A 20,575-nucleotide genomic window follows, 5' to 3' on the forward strand; every position below is an offset into this window, starting at 1 on the left:
GGTCAAGCGACGGCTACGACGTCGAGAATCCGCTGCACCACCCGATCCTGATCAATGCCGGCGGCTTCGGCTTCAAACGACAGAATGATGCGATGACGCAACACATCGAACAGCACCGCCTGGATGTCTTCGGGGCTGACGAAGTCGCGACCGGCCAGCCAGGCGTGGGCACGTGCGCAACGGTCGAGGGCGATCGAGCCACGCGGGCTCGCACCGTAGGCGATCCACTCGGCCATTTCCGGATCGAACTTGGCCGGGTTGCGCGTGGCCATGACCAGTTGCACCAGGTATTCCTCCACGGCGTCGGCCATGTACAGACCGAGGATTTCCTTGCGCGCAGCGAAAATCGCCTGCTGGCTGACGCGGCGTTCCGGTTTGGTTTCGCCGTTCAGCGCTTCGCCACGGGCCTGCTGCAGGATGCGGCGTTCGACGGCGGCATCCGGGAAACCGATTTTCACGTGCATGAGGAAACGGTCGAGCTGCGCTTCCGGCAGCGGATAGGTGCCTTCCTGCTCGATCGGGTTCTGCGTGGCCATCACCAGAAACAGCGGCGACAGCTCATAGGTGCTGCGCCCGACACTGACCTGACGTTCGGCCATGGCTTCGAGCAGCGCCGATTGCACCTTGGCCGGGGCGCGGTTGATTTCGTCCGCCAGCACCAGGTTGTGGAAGATCGGCCCTTGCTGGAACACGAAACTGCCGGTTTCCGGGCGATAGATCTCGGTGCCGGTGATGTCGGCGGGCAAAAGGTCCGGGGTGAACTGAATGCGATGGAACTGGGCTTCGATGCCCTCGGCGAGTTCTTTGATCGCTTTGGTCTTGGCCAGACCCGGCGCGCCCTCGACCAGCATGTGACCGTCGGCGAGCAGGGCGATGAGCAAGCGCTCGATGAGTTTTTCCTGGCCGAGAATCTGCGTTGAAAGAAAGGTTCGCAGCGCCAGCAGCGCTTCACGATGTTCCATCGGTGACTGTTCCTGGAAAGGGGTGGCCACAGGCGTTCGGATAACGCCGGGGCTGGGGGCGTTACTTTAATCCATCGAGGGGGGTGGCGACTAACGGCATTTTGCGCAAAGTGCGGGAAATGACTGGGGCAATTGTTGGATTTTTGTAGTGCAGAGAGGTGCAGTGTTCTTCAGGGCCCCTTCGCGAGCAAGCTCGCTCCCACATTTGAGCGGCGTGCACCTATCAAATGTGGGAGCGAGCTTGCTCGCGAAGAGGCCGGTTCAGACGCTATCAAACTTCGTTAATGAAGGTGCCCGTCCCATCAAGGATATTCTTCAAGGTCTCGACAACCTCATCCAGATCAACCATATCGGGGTTGAAGGTGATTTCCAGCACATCATCCCCGTTCAACGCATCGGCATCCGCCGCCGCGATCTCGATCTTCAGCAGCGTCTTGCTCAGGGTGACTTTCACCCCGTCCAGCGTCGACGGCTCGCCATCCAGGGTGATCTCCAGCTCATCCTCGTCCGGATAGCGGCTCATTACGAACATCTCGCCCTTGTCGGTGTGGCAGCCAATCATGGCCATGTTGTCTTCTTCGTCGTCGCACGGGTTGACGATCAGTAGGGCGGTGTTCATTTGCATGGTCAATTCCTGCCTTGAGGGGCGTGTCGGTCGCAATAGGGCGCGATTCTGCCAGCCCTCGGGAATTTCTGCATGTGAGAGTGTCAGAGGATGTGTCGCGAGCACGGCACAGGTCAATGGTCACTTCTGGCACGCCTGTACCGTAAAAGCGGGCATTCAGGCCGCCGTTTTCCGCCATGACTGCTAGTGTTTATCGGTGCCAAATCCTTTGTTTACGTGCCAATGACCGAATATGTCGCAGCACCGCAAGCAGACACATTGTCGCACCCATTAAGCTGCGCAACGGATGAGCACCTGTAAAGGCATTGTCGGCAGTGCGGACAGTCGTTTTTGCAGATGCCCATTCAATGGAAGGTGAATGTGACCTGAGTGTCTCGTCCAGCTTCACCCACCTGTCACCCTGTTTCCTCTGCCCGAGAATCAGGAACAGGGCGACACAGGCCCCGAAAGGGGTGTTGCACGCGACGCTTTCCATCAATAACAAGCTTAAGCGGAGTACCACAGATGGCGTTCTTCACCGCAGCCAGCAAAGCCGACTTCCAGCACCAACTGCAAGCGGCACTGGCGCAGCACATCAGTGAACAGGCACTGCCACAAGTGGCGCTGTTCGCTGAACAATTCTTCGGCATCATTTCCCTGGACGAGCTGACTCAACGTCGCCTCTCCGACCTCGCTGGCTGTACTCTTTCCGCGTGGCGCCTGCTTGAGCGCTTCGATCACGCGCAACCGCAAGTGCGCGTCTACAACCCCGATTACGAACGCCACGGCTGGCAGTCGACCCACACCGCGGTCGAAGTGCTGCACCACGACCTGCCATTCCTGGTCGACTCGGTCCGCACCGAACTGAACCGCCGCGGCTACAGCATCCACACCCTGCAAACCACCGTGCTCAGCGTACGCCGTGGCAGCAAGGGCGAGCTGCTGGAAATCCTGCCAAAAGGCAGCACCGGCGAAGGCGTGCTGCACGAGTCGCTGATGTACCTGGAAATCGACCGCTGCGCCAACGCGGCCGAACTGAGTGTGCTGAGCAAAGAGCTGGAACAGGTGCTCGGTGAAGTCCGCGTCGCGGTCGCCGATTTCGAGCCGATGAAGGCCAAGGTGCAGGAAATCCTCACCAAGCTCGATCACAGCGCCTTCGCCGTCGATGCCGACGAAAAGAACGAAATCAAGAGCTTCCTGGAATGGCTGGTGGGCAACCACTTCACCTTCCTCGGCTACGAAGAGTTCGTGGTTACCGATCAGGCCGATGGCGGCCACATCGAATACGACCAGAATTCCTTCCTTGGCCTGACCAAACTGCTGCGCACCGGCCTGACCTACGAAGACCTGCGCATCGAAGACTACGCAGTGAAATACCTGCGCGAACCGACCCTGCTGTCGTTCGCCAAGGCCGCGCACCCGAGCCGCGTGCACCGTCCGGCGTACCCGGATTATGTGTCGATCCGCGAAATCGACGCGGACGGCAACGTCATCAAGGAACACCGTTTCATGGGCCTGTACACCTCGTCGGTGTATGGCGAGAGCGTGCGGGTCATCCCGTTCATCCGCCGCAAGGTCGAAGAAATCGAACGCCGTTCCGGCTTCCAGTCCAAGGCTCACCTGGGCAAGGAACTGGCGCAGGTCCTCGAAGTGCTGCCGCGTGACGACCTGTTCCAGACTCCGGTCGACGAACTGTTCACCACCGTGATGTCGATCGTGCAGATCCAGGAACGCAACAAGATCCGCGTGTTCCTGCGCAAAGACCCGTACGGTCGTTTCTGCTACTGCCTGGCCTACGTGCCGCGCGACATCTATTCCACCGAAGTGCGCCAGAAGATCCAGCAAGTGCTGATGGAGCGCCTGAAGGCCTCCGACTGCGAATTCTGGACGTTCTTCTCCGAGTCCGTGCTGGCCCGCGTGCAGCTGATCTTGCGTGTCGATCCGAAGAACCGCATCGACATCGACCCGGTGCTGCTGGAAAAAGAAGTCGTACAAGCCTGCCGCAGCTGGCAGGACGACTACGCCGCCCTGACCGTCGAAAGCTTCGGCGAAGCCCACGGCACCAACGTGCTGGCCGACTTCCCGAAAGGCTTCCCGGCCGGCTACCGCGAGCGTTTCGCTGCGCATTCGGCCGTGGTCGACATGCAGCACCTGCTGAGCCTCAACGAAAAAAATCCGCTGGTGATGAGCTTCTATCAGCCGCTGGGCCAGGTGTCCGGCCAGCGCGAGCTGCATTGCAAGCTGTATCACGCCGATACGCCGCTGGCGTTGTCCGACGTGCTTCCGATTCTGGAAAACCTCGGCCTGCGCGTGCTGGGTGAATTCCCGTACCGCCTGCGTCACACCAACGGCCGCGAGTTCTGGATTCACGACTTCGCGTTCACCGCTGCCGAAGGCCTGGACCTCGACATCCAGCAACTCAACGACACCCTGCAGGACGCGTTCGTGCACATCGTCCGTGGCGATGCCGAGAACGATGCGTTCAACCGTCTGGTGCTGACCGCCGGCCTGCCGTGGCGTGACGTGGCGCTGCTGCGCGCCTACGCGCGTTACCTGAAGCAGATTCGTCTGGGCTTCGACCTGGGTTACATCGCCAGCACCCTGAACAACCACACCGACATCGCTCGCGAGCTGACCCGGTTGTTCAAGACCCGCTTCTATCTGGCGCGCAAACTCAGCGATGAAGATCTGGAAGACAAGCAGCAGCGTCTGGAACAGGCGATTCTGACCGCACTGGACGATGTCCAGGTGCTCAACGAAGACCGCATCCTGCGTCGTTACCTCGACCTGATCAAAGCCACCCTGCGCACCAACTTCTACCAGACTGACGCCAACGGCCAGAACAAGTCGTACTTCAGCTTCAAGTTCAACCCGCACGCGATCCCTGAACTGCCGAAGCCGGTACCGAAGTTCGAAATCTTCGTTTACTCGCCACGCGTTGAAGGCGTGCACCTGCGCTTCGGTAACGTTGCTCGCGGTGGTCTGCGCTGGTCCGACCGTGAAGAAGACTTCCGTACTGAAGTCCTCGGCCTGGTAAAAGCCCAGCAAGTGAAGAACTCGGTCATCGTGCCAGTCGGCGCGAAGGGCGGCTTCCTGCCGCGTCGCCTGCCACTGGGCGGCAGCCGTGACGAGATCGCGGCCGAGGGCATTGCCTGCTACCGCATCTTCATTTCGGGTCTGCTGGACATCACCGACAACCTGAAAGACGGCGCGCTGGTACCGCCGGCCAACGTCGTGCGGCATGACGATGATGACCCGTACCTGGTAGTAGCCGCGGACAAGGGCACTGCAACCTTCTCCGACATCGCCAACGGTATCGCCATCGACTACGGCTTCTGGCTGGGAGACGCGTTTGCTTCCGGTGGTTCGGCCGGTTACGACCACAAGAAAATGGGCATCACCGCCAAGGGCGCGTGGGTTGGCGTACAACGTCACTTCCGCGAGCGCGGCATCAATGTTCAGGAAGACAGCATCACTGTGGTCGGCGTGGGTGACATGGCCGGTGACGTGTTCGGTAACGGCCTGTTGATGTCCGACAAGCTGCAACTGGTCGCGGCTTTCAACCACATGCACATCTTCATCGACCCGAACCCGAACCCGGCGACCAGCTTCGCCGAGCGTCAGCGCATGTTCGACCTGCCGCGTTCGGCCTGGACCGACTACGACACCAGCATCATGTCCGAAGGTGGCGGTATCTTCTCGCGCAGCGCGAAGAGCATCGCGATCTCCCCGCAGATGCAGGAACGCTTCGACATCAAGGCGGACAAGCTGACCCCGACCGAACTGCTGAACGCCTTGCTCAAGGCGCCAGTGGATCTGCTGTGGAACGGCGGTATCGGTACTTACGTCAAAGCCAGCACCGAAAGCCACGCCGATGTCGGCGACAAGGCCAACGATGCTCTGCGCGTGAACGGCAACGAACTGCGCTGCAAAGTAGTGGGCGAGGGCGGTAACCTCGGCATGACCCAACTGGGTCGTGTGGAGTTCGGCCTCAATGGCGGCGGTTCCAACACCGACTTCATCGACAACGCCGGTGGCGTGGACTGCTCCGACCATGAAGTGAACATCAAGATCCTGCTGAACGAAGTGGTTCAGGCTGGCGACATGACCGACAAGCAACGCAACCAGTTGCTGGCGAGCATGACCGACGAAGTCGGTGGTCTGGTGTTGGGCAACAACTACAAGCAGACCCAGGCCCTGTCCCTGGCGGCGCGTCGTGCCTACGAGCGCATTGCCGAGTACAAGCGTCTGATGAGCGATCTGGAAGGCCGTGGCAAGCTGGACCGTGCCATCGAGTTCCTGCCGACCGAAGAGCAGATCAACGAGCGCGTTGCGGCAGGCCATGGCCTGACCCGTCCTGAGCTGTCGGTACTGATCTCGTACAGCAAGATCGACCTCAAGGAACAGCTGCTGAACTCGCTGGTGCCGGATGACGATTACCTGACCCGCGACATGGAAACGGCGTTCCCGCCGACCCTGGTCAGCAAGTTCTCCGAGGCCATGCGTCGTCACCGTCTGAAGCGCGAGATCGTCAGCACCCAGATCGCCAACGACCTGGTCAACCACATGGGCATCACCTTCGTTCAACGACTCAAAGAGTCGACCGGCATGAGCCCGGCGAACGTGGCCGGTGCTTACGTGATCGTGCGTGACATCTTCCACCTCCCGCACTGGTTCCGTCAGATCGAGGCGCTGGACTATCAGGTTTCCGCTGACGTGCAGTTGGAGCTGATGGACGAGCTGATGCGTCTGGGCCGCCGCGCTACCCGCTGGTTCCTGCGTGCCCGTCGCAACGAGCAGAACGCTGCCCGTGACGTCGCGCACTTCGGTCCGCACCTGAAAGAACTGGGTCTGAAGCTCGACGAACTGCTGAGCGGCGAAATCCGCGAAAACTGGCAGGCGCGTTATCAGGCTTACGTCGAAGCCGGTGTGCCGGAGTTGCTGGCGCGTATGGTCGCGGGCACCTCGCACCTGTACACGCTGCTGCCGATCATCGAAGCGTCCGACGTGACTGGCCAGAACCCGGCCGAAGTGGCCAAGGCGTACTTCGCCGTGGGCAGTGCGCTGGACATCACCTGGTACCTGCAACAGATCAGCGCACTGCCGGTTGAAAACAACTGGCAGGCCCTGGCCCGTGAAGCGTTCCGTGACGATGTCGATTGGCAGCAACGGGCAATCACCATCTCCGTCCTGCAACAGGGCGACGGCACTCAGGACGTGGAAGCACGCCTGGCGCTGTGGATGGAGCAGCACGAAAGCATGATCTCGCGCTGGCGCGCCATGCTGGTGGAAATCCGTGCAGCGAGCGGCACGGACTACGCCATGTATGCGGTGGCCAACCGTGAACTGCTGGACCTCGCCTTGAGCGGGCAAGCCGTGGTGGCCCCGGCTGCTGCGAATGCCGAGCTTGAACTGGCGTAAGTGGTGGTTGAATGAAAAAGCCCCTGCATTGTGAGATGCAGGGGCTTTTTTATGCCTGAGATTTTTGTGGTGCCTAGTCTGGCCCCTTCGCGAGCAAGCTCGCTCCCACATTTGAAATGCATTCCCCCTGTGGGAGCGAGCTTGCTCGCGAAGGGGCCCTTGTCATCAATACAACTTAGATGACTGTTTGCTATCAAGCATCGACACTTTGTCCGCAGGTCTAGCGACTAGATTGTTGAGCGATTGGTCAAACTTCTGCAACGCCCGAGTTTGAACATCCTGCTGCTGATTGATATCGGCCACGATCTCCTCCGAACGTTTGAAGTCCGCCCACACGGGTGTCAATTCTCTCGCCTCGGAGCCTTTCGCCGTACCGATGTAATTCAACTGCGCATCATAGAAGTCCGCGCTCACGTCTGCCTTGATGTCGGAACTGCGCGAAGTGATCAACTGGCTGTGGGTGTCTACAATCGCCACCACATCCGGTCTGGCTGCGCGCAGGCTGTGCATGTCCGGATACACCGTCACCGAGCCGAACTGGCGTTGCAGCGATGCCTTGACCCAGTCCACCGCCATGTCCGGTTTCGACGTGGCGATGTAGGCGTCATGGATCGGTTGCACCAGCAAACTCTGGCCGAAACCGGTGCCGGCGTTGGCTTGATAGTCGCGCAGGTATTCGCGGTTGGTCTGGGTGCCTGGGCTGTAGACCACGCCGAGCGACACGCCGGGGCCGCTTTTCACCTGCGTGGCGCTGCTGCGGCCGACCGGTTGGGTGAAGAGGGTGTCGAGGGACGAGACGGCTTTCGGCGCGGTGGGCACTGAACAGGCGGACAAGGCTAGAACCGATATCGCCAAGGTACTGGCAAAGGCAAGTTTCATGGTGTTTCTCCCGTGAAACAACATCAGTCGGACAGTTTAAAAGTCGTTAATCACGACCGTTAACTCAGACTAAACCCGCCAACCTGACAATTTGCTGAGCGAACCGCCGTTGAATAGTTTCATTTGCTGTAACTCGCAGCGGTTAATGACGCCGGGAAATAAAAAAGCGCAAATCCGCAATTTGCGCCTGATTATTTATGGCTGGTTAAACAGCCATCAGTTTTTCAGCGGGATCAACACTTGCTCATCCGGGGCCAGCACCATGAATACCAGCAACTTCGCCGGTTTGCTCTGGCTGGCGTTTTTCGACACCAGATGCTCGGAGCCGGCGGGTTCGTACCAGAACTGGCCCTTCTTGTAAGTGATTGGTGATTCACCCTTGACCTGGGAAATCACCTCACCTTCCAGCACGTAAGCCATCGCCGTGCCGTCGTGCCTGTGGGCGATAGAGGACTGGCCGGGTTTGTAGTCCACTTCGATCATCATGGCTTTTTTGCCGGGGGCGTTTTTCAGCATCTGGTCTTGCAGCACGGTGACTTTTTCTGACGGATCGTGAGCAAAGGCAGCCGTGGTGCAAAGGCTCAGGGCGAGGGCGGCAGCGAAGAGGGGCAGGGCTTTCATGGCGGGTTACCTGTGATGATCGGGGTGGTGCTGATCACAGTAGTCCGCAGGGCGGGGCATGCAAACGGCCAATATTCGGGAAGATCGGGTGACCAATCTGTGGATTTTCAGCGCTTGCAAATAAGCCATCGCTGGCAAGCCAGCTCCCACAGGATTCAGCGTCGTTCGATAATTAATGTACGACACAAAAAACCGTGGGAGCTGGCTTGCCAGCGATGGCGTCAATAAGGTCAAACGATAGGAAACGAGTTGAAATCGACGCTATTGGCCAGCCGGCTATCAATCAGGTCAATAAACCCCTGCGCCTCGGGCCGGTTGAAGTGCGCCTGCATCGCCGCCTCCGACTGCCAGTGGGCGCTGACCGTCCAGCGGTGGCTGTCCTCGGGGCAGCGGTCGACCAGGTAGGAATCGCAGCCGGGTGTCTCGCGCAAGGTGTCGACGATCCTCTGCAGTTGCCTGCCCAGCTCCTCCGAGCGGCCGGCGGCGGCCTGCACCTGAACGGTGTTGATCACTTCGTTGGACATTGCTCACACTCCTTAATCAGGCCGGACGAGTCCTGCTCATTGAGGGATAACGCTGATGCAGAATAGGCCTGCACCCCCGGATCACCAATAACCAATCGGCGGTTAATCACCCAGTCCAATCATTCACGCAACTTGTTGCAGGATGTCGCGCAGGCGATCCAGAGCGATATCAATGTCCAGCGTTTCAATGGCGCCGAAACCGAAGTACAAGCCGTTTTTCGCCGGTTGCTGGTCATAGAAAATGTCGATGGAGTACAGGCCGACCTCGACCCTTTTCGCCAGTTCGATCACCAGCGGCAGATCGATCGGCACCTTGCAGAGCACCGCCATATGAAAGCCCGCACTGGCTGGCACCGCGTCGAGCCAGGGCGACAGATCGGTCGCCATGCGCGCCAGAATCCGTTCGCGGCGCTGGGCGTAAATCGCGTGGCAGCGGCGGATGTGCTTGAGCAGACAACCCTCGGCGATGAACTTGGCCAGCGCCCATTGCGGCAGGGTCGGGGCATGCTGGTCGGTGAGTTTTTTGGCGCGAATCACCGCTTCGAGGATCGCCGGCGGCAGGATCGCGTAGCCCAGGCGCAGCTCTGGCAGCAGGGTTTTGGAGAACGTGCCGACATAGGCGACGATGCCGCGCTGATCGAGGTCGTGCAGTGAGTCAGTGGGGCGACCTTCGTAGCGGAATTCGCTGTCATAGTCGTCCTCGATGATGATCGCCCCCAGCTCATAGGCCCGGGCCAGCAAGGCTTCACGGCGCGCCTGGCTCATCGACATGCCCAGCGGGAACTGGTGTGACGGGGTGACGTAAATCAGCCGCGTGCCCTCGGGAATCTGCTCGGCCACAATGCCTTCGGCATCCACCGGCACACCGACCACTTGCGCGCCGTGGGTGCCGAACAGCAGACGCGCTGGCGGGTAGCCCGGGTCTTCCATTGCCACCCGGCTGCCGGGGCTGATCAGCACGCGGGAGATCAAGTCCAGCGCCTGCTGTGCACCGTTGCACACCACGATGTCTTCGTCCTGGCAGTTGATCCCGCGTGAGAACGCGATGTGCCCGGCAATCGCGTGGCGCAGCGCCGGAAGGCCTTCGGGCACGCTGTAGAAACCCTTGGATGCGGCCATCTGGCGCATGGCGTGCGCGACGCAGCGGCGCCAGTCGTCATGGGGAAACTGGCCCTTGCTGGTGGCGCCGCCGATGAAGTCGTAGCGCAGCGAGCCTTGCAGCGTCGGGTGCTGCAGGAACATCGGCAGGGTGCGCCAGCGCTCGATCACCTCGGCGCTGGCCAGTTCAGTGTGGCTTTGCTTGCGCTGAATCTGCGCCGGGCGCGCATTGACGTAGGTGCCTTTGCCGATCACTCCGGTGAGGAAGTTTTCGTAGGTCAACTGGGCGTAGGTGTCGGAAATGGTCTTGCGCGAGATGCCCAGTTGTTCGGCCAACAGGCGGCTGGGCGGCAACTGCGTACCCGCCGCGAGACGCCCGGATTCGATGGCCCCGCGCAGCTGTTGGTACAACTGGCCGGCGAGGTCCTTGCGGCCGTTGATCACCACGTGAAGTTCCATACCGACGAGGCTCCGGGGGGCTATTGGTGTGCCCGCCAGATTACCGCTGTTGCGTGGTCGGCAATAGTTGCGCACCACAAAAACCCGAAATTGGCCCCAATCCCCTGTAGGAGTGAGCCTGCTCGCGATAGCGGTGTATCAGGCGAAATATTCTTTGGATGTGCCGACGTCATCGCGGGCAAGCCCGCTCCCGCAGTGTTTTGCAGTGCCCGCAAGAAATCGTATTTTTCCTGTCAGTGGTGTAGCGGTTTTCCGTGCAATTGGGGCTGTAACGAGGGGGGTGTCGGCGTTTACGGTGAAGTCATTATTCCGTCTGCCGAGACCTGCCCATGAGCCCGCGCCTGGATTACTACAATGCGTCGCCCAAGGCGATGAAAGCGATGATCGCGATGGAGGCGCTGACCAGCCACCTGAGCATCGAACAGCCGTTGCTGCAACTGATCAGGATCCGTGCCTCGCAGCTCAATGGCTGCGCGTTCTGTACCGACATGCACTCGGTGGATGCGCGGCGCGCGGGGGAGAGTGATCGGCGTTTGTATGCGATCGCGGTGTGGCGTGACAGCGGCTTCTTCAACCCGCGTGAGCGTGCGGCGCTGGCCTGGACCGAGGCGGTGACGTTGTTGGCTGAAAGTCATGTGCCCGATGAGGTGTACCAGCAGGCCAAGGCGCAGATGAGCGAAGCGGAACTGGTGGACCTGACGATCGCCGTGACCACGATCAACAGCTGGAATCGCCTGGCCGTCAGCTTCCGCCAAACCCCCAGTGACTGACGTACACATTCACCTGTGGCGAGGGGATTTATCCCCGTTGGGTTGCGAAGCAGCCCCCGAACCTTACAACTCGGTACATCAGGCTCACCCTGCGCAGCGGGTTTGCGACTGCTGCGCAGCCGAACGGGGATAAATCCCCTCGCCACAGGTTGGGAGCCTGCCTACAGGTTGGTGAGCCTGCCTACAGGTTCTGAGCCTCCCTGCAGGTTGGTGAGCTTCCCTACAGGTTGTGAGCCTGCCACAGGTTAGTGAGCCTTCCTACAGGTTAGTGAGCTTCCCTACAGGTGTGTGAGTTCGCTCCTTACAGGTTAGTGAGTTGCCTCCTTACAGGTGTGTGAGTTCCTTGCCCCCAGGTGGATGTGTCATTTATTGATGAGTGGAGAGGTGCCGGCATTGGCTGGTGGGCGTTGCGGTTTTACCGAGGTGCCGAAAGTATTGCCCATTCGCGTGCTGGTCGCGGCCGGGGTCGCGAGGCCCACCTGATTCGGTGGCCGCTTGTTGATGGGCACATTCAGCGCTTGCTGATTTTTCTCCGCCGCCGCTGCGCCTTGCGGGTTGTTGCCCATCTGCTGGCTCAGGCAATCGTAGTTCGGCGCCTTGTACCCGCCGACCGTCACCTCGACACAGCCCAAGGGTTCTTCGGCAAAAGCGCTCGACAGCGCCGTCAACAACAGCCCGCCAAGGCTGAATCGCCACAGTGTGTTCATGCTCGCCTCCTGGCCGGCCCGGAGGGGCCGCGCTATGGCTTGAGTCTAGTGCAAGCCTTGCGCAAATCCCGTGATGGTTTTTTTGCACCGTCCGTCACACCAGATTCATAAACAGCCCTCAGGATGACGATTTCCAAGGATTCGTCAGCCGTGCAGCGAGGCAGTTCCAGGGACGGTTTTCAGCGTTCAACGAGACTTGTGCGCCGGATGTGTCTGGGGTGGCTGCTTGGCTGTGCGGTGGGCCACGCCATGGCCGACGCGGTGCCGGCGGACTTGCGCATGACGCTGCACATTCCGGCACAGGATCTGGCGCACGCGCTGGACCAGTACAGCCACGCCACCGGCGTAGCGGTGCTGGTCGACAGTCAGTTGAGTCGCGGTCGTCGCTCGCTGGCAGTGGACGGTGAGTACACCGCCGCCGATGCCTTGCGTCGATTGCTCGGCGGCAGTGGTTTGATGGCGCGTTATGCCCGGGACGATGCGTTTACGTTGCAAGTGGCGCAGGTCGAAGACGTGCCGGCGCCGCCACAAAAACAGACGCCCGAAAGCGTTGCCGTCAACCGCAGTTACGCCACGGCCGTGCAAGCGGCCATCGAGCGCAACCTGTGCCGTTCGCCGCTGACCCGTCCGGGCAGTTATCGCGCGGTGTTGCAGGTGTGGGTCGGGCGTGACGGCGTGGTGCAGCACAACCGGTTGGTCACCTCGACCGGCGATGTACGGCGCGACAATGCGCTGGTAGAGAGCTTTCGCAATCTCAGGATCGACCGGCCGACGCCCAGCGCCTTGCGTCAGCCGGTCACGTTGCTGTTGTTACCGGAGTCGTCAGGGAAACGCATGGAATGCACCACATGGGAAGGAGTTTCCGGGGGATGAAAGACACCGGACAAGGTTCGATGGTCCAACTGTTCCTGACGTCCTACGAGGACTTTCGGGTGCGCCTGCGCAGGCGTCTCGGTTCGGAAGACCTGGCCAACGACGTGCTGCACGAAACCTACCTGCGGGTCGACCGCATGGAGACGCCGCCGAACGTCCTGCGGCCCAACGCCTACCTCTATCGCATGGCCCTGAACATCGCTGCCGACCGCCGCCAGGCCGATGCACGCCTGCTCACCGGCGAGGAAGTCGAGGAACTGCTGCAAATCGGTGACGAAGCCCTCGATCCGGCGCGGGTGGTGGGCGGGCAAAAGGAAATCCAGTCCCTGCTCAGTGCCCTCTACGAGCTGCCCGCACGCCGTCGCAGAATTTTCATCGCTGCGCGGCTGGAAGAGGCGCCGCACCTGGAGATTTCCCAGCGTTTTGGCATTTCCACGCGCATGGTCGAGAAGGAAATCAAAGCCGCGTTGGGCTTTTGTGCAGCGAAACTGGAAAGAAAAGTGTTTCAGCGGTTCGGTCGCGGGGCCGGAAAACCGTCTTCTGAATAGTGCCCGATCAATTCGTTGAGAATCTGCGCGTTTGAACATCTTTCGACTGACACCTGCCGAGCCATCGGCGGCCGACAATCTGCACAGCGAAGCCCGCGACTGGCTGGTCCTGCTGACCTCCGGCCGCGCCACCGTGGCCGATGCCCGCGCCTTGCGCGACTGGTGCGCACAAAGTGCCGAGCATGCGCAGGCGTTCGAGCAGGCCAAGGTTGTGTGGCATCAGTTGCAACCGGCCATGGAGCAGATGCAGGCGCCCCGGCGCTTCGGTCGCCGGGCGTTTCTCGGTGGCGCGATTGCTGCGTCGGCGGCGTTTCTGTTGGTGCGCGGGACGATTCCTGGCGGGTTTGAAGGGCTGGGCGCTGACTACATAACCGAAGTCGGTCAGCAGCGTCGTTTCGAACCGGCGCAGGGTGTGAGCCTGGAGCTGAACACCCAGACGCGGATCAATCAACGTGCAGTGTCTGAGGGTGTGCAGGGTTTTGAGCTGGTCAGTGGTGAGGTTGAAGTGCAGACCGCGCGGTTGCCGCTGGCGATGCAGGCTGGAGGAGGGTGGTTGCGGGCGAGTCAGGCGCGTTTCAACTTGCGTAACACTGATCAGCAAGTTTGCGTGACTTGCCTTGATGGTGCGGTTGAAGTCGACGTAGAAGGCCGCAGCCTGCGCCTCGAACCAGGGCAGCAAGTGACCTACGATGCGCGGCATGTTGGCAGTGTGCAGAGTGTCGACACGGCGGCGGTGATGAACTGGCGTCAGCAGGTGTTGGTGTTCAACGGTGCGACGCTGAGCCAGATGATTGATGAGATCAACCGCTATCGGCCTGGGATGTTGTTGCTGCTTAACCGGGAGCTGGGGCAGCGTCGGGTGCAGGCGCGGTTCAGTCTTGATCAACTTGCCGGGGTTGCGCTGTTGATTCGCGATGCTTATGGCGTCAAATGCACTGAGTTGCCCGGTGGTGTGGTCGTTCTTAGCTAGTGGGGTGGTGGTGGACATATCCATTGCTGCGGTAACGGCCACTTAGGGTTCCGCCCTTACGGCGGGTCACCTTTTCCAAACGCCGAAAAGGTAACCCAAAAGGCTTGCTCCTACGTGCGGCCCGCTCGCTGGGGCTCGGGGTTCCTTCGCTCCGGGATCCATCCGGGCGCATCGCCTCCGGTTTGCTTCGCTGCACCTCCTCTCGATGCATTTGGCTGCGCCAAACGGTCGCTACGCTCCCACCCCCGGACGAATCCCTCCACTCAGCCTTCCGAAGTCGCCCGTGGATCAAGATCAAAAGCTGCAGCCGAGCTTGCGCTCATCCTGTTGAGTGGGGCGGCTTTGCCGCTTGGGTTGTACGCACATTAAAACGGTGGGAGCGAGCTTGCTCGCGAAGGCGGCCTGCCAGCCGACCAACCTCTTGCTGATGTACCCGATCCACCTGTAGGAGTGAGCCTGCTCGCGATGACGCCCTGACAGCCAACCAATCCCCAACTGACCTCACCCAATCGGCGTCGTTGTTTTGAGTTAGTTGGTTTGAACGTGTACATATCCGTTGCCGCGGTAACGGCCGCTTAGGGTTCCGCCCTTACGGCGGGTCACCTTTTCCAAACGCCGAAAAGGTAACCCAAAAGGCTTGCTCCTACGTGCGGCCCGCTCGCTGAGGCTCGGGGTTCTTTCGCTCCGGGATCCATCCGGGCGCATCGCCACCGGTTTGCTTCGCTGCACCTCCTCTCGATGCATTTGGCTTCGCCAAACGGTCGCTGCGCTCCCACCCCCGGACGAATCCCTCCACTCAGCCTTCCGAAGTCGCCCGTGGATCAAGATCAAAAGCTGCAGCCGAGCTAACGCTCATCCTGTTGAGTGGGGCGGCTTTGCCGCTTGGGTTGTACGCACATTAAAACGGTGGGAGCGAGCTTGCTCGCGAAGGCGGCCTGCCAGCCGACCAATCCCCAACTGACTCCACCCAACCCCTGTGGGAGCTGGCTTGCCAGCGATGACGCCCTGCCAGTCAACCAATCCCCAACTGACGCCACCTGATCTGGTCAAACGATCCTGGACACAGTTATAGGGTTTTATCCCTTTTCATGCCGCCAGGGTTTCCATGTCTACCGGAGTTCGATAGCCGTTGTGACTGTGTAGCCTGATCCGATTGTAATAGTGGGTCAGGTAGCGCAGCACATCGCTACTGGCTTCATCTTCGTTTCGATAACCGACCTTGGGTATCCATTCAGATTTCAAACTGCCAAAGAAACGTTCCATCGGGGCGTTATCCCAGCAGTTTCCTCGTCGACTCATGCTTTGTTTTATTCGCATCTCCGACAGCGTTTCTCGGAACATTTTGCTGCTGTAATGACAACCCTGATCCGAATGGAACATCAAGTTTTCAGGGCGTCCTCGCGACTCGAAAGCCATCCTCAACGCTTTACAGGTCAGAGCCGAATCGGGACTTCTTGATATCGCCCAACCGACGATGCGTCGGGCATGCAAGTCTAGTACCGCAGCCAGATAAACCCAGTAAGTACCGGCCCAAATGTAAGTCACATCGCCACACCACACTTGATTGGGCGCCTCAACGTTGAATTTACGCTCCAAATGATTGGGGGCGTATTGAGCCTCTGCGCCGCTAGGTTTGTAACGATGTCTGCGTCGTTGCTGGCTCTTCAATCCGATCTCGAGCATCAGGCTACGAGCCATGTAACGACCTACCGACTCCTTTTCGTTACACAACGCCTTTGACAGGCTGCGCGCGCCCATTGAACCGCGACTTTGCTTATGTAATTCAGCAGCCTTGATCTTGAGGCGCTCGCGCTCGGCATCCACTTTTGTCCGCTGTTTCAGACGCTCGTAATAACTGCTGCGGTTGATACCAAACACGCCACACAACTCGGATCTTGGATATTGCTCGCTTAACTCCTCGACCAGCCTTACTGATCGAGGGAATCCGACATCAAGAGAGCCGTAGCCTTTTTTAAGATTTCCTTCTCTCGCTCAATCCGTCGGATTTTTGCTTCCAGTTCTTGGATGCGTTGTTGGTCAGGAGTCATGGCCTTGGACTTCTCAGGCGTCTTACCGTTGCGCTCAGCTCGCAACTGCTCAACCCAGCGACGCAGTGCTGTAGGTCCGACGCCCATTGCTTCGCAGGCTTCACTCACCGAATAGTCTTTATCCAAAACCAGGCAAGCCGCATCCCGTTTGAAATCTGTCGAAAAATATCGTCTAGTCAAATGCCACCTCTTCGCTGGGCGTAGATTACCGCCCTTTAAGGGTGTCCAGAATCATTAAGCCAGATCAACCCAATCCCACTGTGGGAGCGAGCTTGCTCGCGAAGACGTCCTGACAGCCAACCAATCCCCAACTGACCGCCCCCAATCCCTGTGGGAGCTGGCTTGCCAGCGATGACAACCTACCAGCCAACCAATCCCCAACTGACCTAACCCAATCCCAACCCAGGACCTGCCCACATCACAGCCAGTCTCACTCCAACGGCCCAATCACCTGCCGATACCTCTCAACCCCCTGCGCCGTCTGCCGGGTCAGCCGAATCTCCAGCCCCAACGGATTCTCCCGCCGATTGCCACTCAACTGCCGCCACCCCTTGTCCGGTTCCCAAACCCGCACCTGCGCATCGCTGACCTCGCTCAACACCGCCACGCCATCGGTCGGCGCCGGCAGCGGATAACGACTCCGCGCCGCCGCCACCGCACGGTACAACGTGTCGTCCTTAAGCCACCATCGCACCCGCTGCAAAGCCCCAGGCTGGTCAGCCGCCGTGCGAATGATATCCAGCCGAAACCCCTTGCTATCACTGCTACGCACAGTCATCGCCGGCGGCGCCGTCACCGGCTCATCGTCCGCGCCGACTTTCTTCGGCTCACTCAATTCAATGCCCGCACGCATGTCCACATCCCGCTGCAACTGATTCAACGTCCGCAGCAAGGCGTCACTCTGTTCACCACTGGCCTGCAAATGACTGTCCGCCCGCGTCACACTGTCCAGCCCACGCCAGGCAATCAAACTCACCACCGCCATCAGCAGAATCGCGACCATCACCTCGATCAGCGTAAAACCCTGTTGGCCCTTCATTGCACACGAATCCGGCCAGCGCCATCGCGCAGGACACTCAACTGATTGGCGCCATCGGACAACGTCAGTTGCAGCGGCGGATTGATCCACTCAGCGTTGAGCACGACTTTCTGTTTCGGCTCGACCCGCACCTGCACCTTCGGGCTCTGCCACGGCCGCGGGCGCAGTTGCGCATCGTCATTGAAATGCTCGAAACCCTTGCCGCTGTCACTACGCCGGCTGAAGCGAAAACCCTTGGCATCGCTGACCCACACAATCGGCCGGCCATCCGCCCGCGCCTCGGCCTGCGCCACCTGCAGCAGTTGCGCCACACGCTCGGCGTCCTTGCGCAGCAATTGCAGCGGATCGGGCTTGATACTCAAGCTGATCGCCGCACTGGCGATGCCGATGATCACCAGCACCACCATCAGCTCGATCAGGGTAAAGCCCTGTTGCTTGCCCACGTTCATCGGTTGCGCGCTCCTTTGCGTCGACGTTCATCCTGCACGGCCAACATGTAAGGCGTGTGAAATAAAACCGTGAGAATTGCCGCGTAGTCTGTCAGGTGGGACTAAAAGGAGATTCAGCCCATGACATTCGCCACACGCTTTTCCCCACCACAAATGATCCAGGCCCTGGCCGTGCTTGCCGCACTGGTCGGCGTGGCGACCTGGTCGTCACTGCTGCTGACCACCGCCGAATCCCACACCCCGACCGCCGCCCCACAATTGATCGCTGCGCGCAGCGACAACCCGGCGTTGCAGTGGTTTTCCAATCAAACAGCGCCAGTGGACATCAAGGTGAGCGGGGTGATGGCGGGGAGTCGGGGGGCGGTGGCGATACTGAGCCTGAACGATGGGCCGCCGCGTAGTTTTTTGCAGGGGGAGAAGGTTGGGCCTGGGGTGAAGTTGCTGGCGGTGGAGGGGGATGGGGTGGTGATTGAGCAGGGGGGGGAGCGGGTAAGGTTGGAGGTGGAGAGGTTGCCGGAGGGGGTGGTGTTGCCTAGGTTGGTGAGGCCGTGATTTGGGGAGTTGAGCTCATTTATTTTGGTCGTTTGGTTGGGGGGGCAGTTCAACTGTCTCAGCAAAAAAATGGACTGAGAAGCAGAGTATTTGGTGTTGCCTTCGACCAGAAGTAGGTCGTTATGAATGGCCGCTATCGGCCGAGGCTGTGTAAAAACGTTTTTCAGCGCGACAGGTACTCAAGCCCGGACTGAGAATCGCGCTTCTACGTAAAATCCGCACCTGCTGACGTGCCGATAAATTTCAGATTCGAAGTAAACGCGCACACTCCAATTTTGGCGAAGCGTTTTTACGCACTCTGGGTCAATAACGGCCATTCAACCCGACTCGATAATTCCCACCCGACCATGCATCATCAGGCTCGCCACGATCCTGTTGTGGCATCGAAGCGAAAAGTGCAGAACCTGCTCGCCTGCAATAATTAGCCTTTTGAAATGGAAGTCATCTCATGTTAGAACGTAACAAACTGGTTCCGGAGTTAATGGTCACCAACCTAGATAGCAGTCTGGCTTTTTGGGTTTCTTGCTTGGGGTTCAAAATAGCTTATCAACGCCCGGAAGATGGATTTGCGTACCTTGATTTGAATTGTGCTCAAGTGATGCTTGAGCAGGTTGATTCGGACGCGGGTCAATGGCTGACTGCGCCGTTGACTAAGCCGTTTGGAAGAGGCATCAACCTACAAATTGATGTTGAGGCTGTCGCACCCATCATCCAAAAACTTGCTCAGACTGGATTTTCACTCTATCAAGAATGCAAAGACACTTGGTATCGGGCTGAAAATGTAGAAGTAGGCCAGCGAGAATTCATCGTCCAGGATCCCGACGGTTATCTCGTAAGGTTGGTAGAGCGGTTGGGTGAGAGACCGGCTTGCTCAATTTGAAACGGAGCCAAGCCGACCGTCAGCTTCCGGCCAGAAGCGGTCAGTCATATCCGGCTGCCTCCGGCCAAACGCTGTTGTGCCTAGCCATGACCGTCTATACCAATCAAAACTACCTGAAATACGATCTGGACGGATTAAGCGCTGCCATGGAATCCTTGGGGTACACAGTCCCTTCCAGCAGAGTCAACCGTTCATGCTTATGCAACTCCTGAGCAGCATCCTGCCGTCACTTACAATCCAAAATACAAAGGTTCATCTCGCACAACACAATGGGTTTGAACACCCGATGGATGTATACCTTGCAGGCGATTTCGACGATTGGCAGTCATGGCAGTCCCGAAGGAACTTCGAATGCGAGTACGTGATTGGTCTGATCGAACTACCTGGCACCAAAAAATGGTTACTGGCTGGTGTGTATGATTCACTCAAAGTCAACGAATCGAAGGGTAGAAAAGAGAATCGTGACTTCGTGTACGACTACCGCCGTGTGCCTGAATTTGCCGAGCTGGAAGGCCGCCTGATACTCGACTACACAAAACCACGAGGTAACTATCTCTGGCTGGAAACGTGCCTGAAAAGCATGGTTGTATCATCTATGCTGGAAAAGCCTATGACCGTCGGAAAATTCCCCGGCTTCAAGGAAGTAGATATATCTCAGAGGGAATTGAATATTATCGTCCAACAGGGCCTCGAATCCTGGCAGACAGCGCTTTCCAGCGTAGCAGGTGTGTATCTCATATCTGACCGTACTGAAGGCGAGCATCAGCTATACGTAGGCTCCGCGACTGGGACGGGCGGTTTGTGGGATCGCTGGGTTAACTACTCTAATAACGGACATGGTGGAAATATCCGCATACGAGATCTGCAAACCAAGCGTGGCAAAAATTTCGCAGAGAATTTCAGGTTCAGCATTCTCGAAATTGCGGATAAACATACAGGGAAGGACGAAATGATTCAGAAAGAAATCCATTGGAAGCGCCGCCTTCTGACGCGCGACAGCGGACTAAACGGAAACTGAACAGATCGGATACCCCCCCAGCTCAAGAAGGCCGTTGACGGCCAAAAGCGGACGCTCGGAAGCGACCGCTAACGGGCTAGCAAACGTTCATAGCGGCTCCGCATTCGGCAAATAGCGACCATCCGATCACTTCTAATGATCGAATGCTTCGTT

At 59.1% G+C, this 20,575-nt stretch carries 18 protein-coding genes; 8 read left to right on the forward strand and 10 right to left on the reverse strand.

Annotation, left to right across the window (positions count from 1 at the left end; all coding sequences use genetic code 11):
- Nucleotides 1–2 precede the first annotated feature (2 nt).
- Nucleotides 3–962 (reverse strand): AAA family ATPase, encoded by a 960-nt coding sequence (locus ACXX9E_RS17705; protein ID WP_007913915.1) that lies wholly within the window; start codon nucleotides 960–962, stop codon nucleotides 3–5.
- 271 nt (nucleotides 963–1,233) lie between these two features.
- A complete protein-coding gene (locus ACXX9E_RS17710) occupies nucleotides 1,234–1,587 on the reverse strand; it encodes a hypothetical protein (RefSeq protein WP_128616535.1) in 354 nt (117 codons plus the stop codon).
- A 504-nt stretch (nucleotides 1,588–2,091) separates the two neighbouring features.
- Between ACXX9E_RS17710 and ACXX9E_RS17715 the strand changes: the two genes are divergently transcribed.
- On the forward strand, nucleotides 2,092–6,987 hold the full coding sequence (locus ACXX9E_RS17715) for an NAD-glutamate dehydrogenase (RefSeq protein WP_457238174.1): 4,896 nt from the start codon (nucleotides 2,092–2,094) through the stop codon (nucleotides 6,985–6,987).
- Nucleotides 6,988–7,152: 165 nt separating this feature from the next.
- Here ACXX9E_RS17715 and ACXX9E_RS17720 read toward each other — a convergent pair whose 3' ends face one another.
- The 4 genes from ACXX9E_RS17720 to pdxR all read right to left on the reverse strand — a co-directional run bounded on the left by ACXX9E_RS17720 (nucleotide 7,153) and on the right by pdxR (nucleotide 10,568).
- Nucleotides 7,153–7,866 carry an ATPase gene (locus tag ACXX9E_RS17720; protein WP_128616536.1) on the reverse strand — a complete coding sequence of 238 codons (714 nt, stop codon included), beginning with the start codon at nucleotides 7,864–7,866 and terminating at the stop codon, nucleotides 7,153–7,155.
- 216 nt (nucleotides 7,867–8,082) lie between these two features.
- Nucleotides 8,083–8,487: a cupin domain-containing protein gene (locus ACXX9E_RS17725; RefSeq protein WP_447808622.1), complete on the reverse strand. Its 405-nt coding sequence runs from the start codon at nucleotides 8,485–8,487 to the stop codon at nucleotides 8,083–8,085.
- 230 nt (nucleotides 8,488–8,717) lie between these two features.
- Entirely contained in the window at nucleotides 8,718–9,011 is a 294-nt protein-coding gene (locus ACXX9E_RS17730) for a putative quinol monooxygenase (RefSeq protein ID WP_123468040.1), read from the reverse strand.
- 123 nt (nucleotides 9,012–9,134) lie between these two features.
- Nucleotides 9,135–10,568, reverse strand: coding sequence for a MocR-like pyridoxine biosynthesis transcription factor PdxR (gene pdxR / locus ACXX9E_RS17735; RefSeq protein WP_123468042.1), 1,434 nt, complete (start codon nucleotides 10,566–10,568; stop codon nucleotides 9,135–9,137).
- A 329-nt stretch (nucleotides 10,569–10,897) separates the two neighbouring features.
- Here pdxR and ACXX9E_RS17740 point away from each other — a divergent pair, with 329 nt between their 5' ends.
- The gene (locus tag ACXX9E_RS17740; RefSeq protein ID WP_186748461.1) at nucleotides 10,898–11,338 is read left to right on the forward strand and encodes a carboxymuconolactone decarboxylase family protein; all 441 of its coding nucleotides are present in this window, start codon (nucleotides 10,898–10,900) and stop codon (nucleotides 11,336–11,338) included.
- Nucleotides 11,339–11,700: 362 nt separating this feature from the next.
- Here ACXX9E_RS17740 and ACXX9E_RS17745 read toward each other — a convergent pair whose 3' ends face one another.
- The gene (locus ACXX9E_RS17745) at nucleotides 11,701–12,045 is read right to left on the reverse strand and encodes a hypothetical protein (RefSeq protein ID WP_322374383.1); all 345 of its coding nucleotides are present in this window, start codon (nucleotides 12,043–12,045) and stop codon (nucleotides 11,701–11,703) included.
- Between the two features lie 207 nt (nucleotides 12,046–12,252).
- Here ACXX9E_RS17745 and ACXX9E_RS17750 point away from each other — a divergent pair, with 207 nt between their 5' ends.
- Genes ACXX9E_RS17750 through ACXX9E_RS17760 form a run of 3 tightly spaced genes read left to right on the forward strand, consistent with a single transcriptional unit; the run spans nucleotide 12,253 to nucleotide 14,436 of the window.
- Nucleotides 12,253–12,918, forward strand: a complete 666-nt coding sequence (locus ACXX9E_RS17750) for a secretin and TonB N-terminal domain-containing protein (RefSeq protein ID WP_458556591.1) — start codon at nucleotides 12,253–12,255, stop codon at nucleotides 12,916–12,918.
- Nucleotides 12,915–13,466 carry an RNA polymerase sigma factor gene (locus ACXX9E_RS17755; RefSeq protein WP_064119825.1) on the forward strand — a complete coding sequence of 184 codons (552 nt, stop codon included), beginning with the start codon at nucleotides 12,915–12,917 and terminating at the stop codon, nucleotides 13,464–13,466. Before ACXX9E_RS17750 ends, ACXX9E_RS17755 begins: the two co-directional genes overlap by 4 nt.
- 31 nt (nucleotides 13,467–13,497) lie before the next feature.
- Nucleotides 13,498–14,436 (forward strand): FecR family protein, encoded by a 939-nt coding sequence (locus ACXX9E_RS17760; RefSeq protein ID WP_458555809.1) that lies wholly within the window; start codon nucleotides 13,498–13,500, stop codon nucleotides 14,434–14,436.
- A 1,086-nt stretch (nucleotides 14,437–15,522) separates the two neighbouring features.
- On the opposite strand, the gene ACXX9E_RS17765 is transcribed toward ACXX9E_RS17760, so the two are convergent.
- From ACXX9E_RS17765 to gspH, 3 genes are all read right to left on the reverse strand, one after another.
- A protein-coding gene (locus ACXX9E_RS17765; RefSeq protein WP_225931040.1) for an IS3 family transposase occupies nucleotides 15,523–16,664 on the reverse strand; the annotation gives its coding sequence in 2 pieces (ribosomal slippage) (nucleotides 15,523–16,403 and nucleotides 16,403–16,664; 1,143 coding nt in all).
- A gap of 250 nt (nucleotides 16,665–16,914) precedes the next feature.
- A complete protein-coding gene (locus ACXX9E_RS17770) occupies nucleotides 16,915–17,523 on the reverse strand; it encodes a type II secretion system protein GspJ (protein WP_458555810.1) in 609 nt (202 codons plus the stop codon).
- The gene (gspH, locus tag ACXX9E_RS17775) at nucleotides 17,520–17,972 is read right to left on the reverse strand and encodes a type II secretion system minor pseudopilin GspH (RefSeq protein ID WP_186748785.1); all 453 of its coding nucleotides are present in this window, start codon (nucleotides 17,970–17,972) and stop codon (nucleotides 17,520–17,522) included. The genes ACXX9E_RS17770 and gspH overlap by 4 nt, the downstream gene beginning before the upstream one ends.
- Before the next feature lie 120 nt (nucleotides 17,973–18,092).
- Here gspH and ACXX9E_RS17780 point away from each other — a divergent pair, with 120 nt between their 5' ends.
- From ACXX9E_RS17780 to ACXX9E_RS17790, 3 genes are all read left to right on the forward strand, one after another.
- Nucleotides 18,093–18,524, forward strand: a complete 432-nt coding sequence (locus tag ACXX9E_RS17780; RefSeq protein WP_458555811.1) for a type II secretion system protein N — start codon at nucleotides 18,093–18,095, stop codon at nucleotides 18,522–18,524.
- 448 nt (nucleotides 18,525–18,972) lie between these two features.
- Complete coding sequence (locus ACXX9E_RS17785; RefSeq protein WP_128616164.1) at nucleotides 18,973–19,404, forward strand: bleomycin resistance protein; 432 nt, start codon at nucleotides 18,973–18,975, stop codon at nucleotides 19,402–19,404.
- 193 nt (nucleotides 19,405–19,597) lie between these two features.
- Nucleotides 19,598–20,422: a GIY-YIG nuclease family protein gene (locus tag ACXX9E_RS17790; RefSeq protein ID WP_458555812.1), complete on the forward strand. Its 825-nt coding sequence runs from the start codon at nucleotides 19,598–19,600 to the stop codon at nucleotides 20,420–20,422.
- The last annotated feature ends 153 nt before the right edge of the window (nucleotides 20,423–20,575 follow it).

It is taken from the genome of Pseudomonas sp. GNP014 (assembly GCF_054344005.1).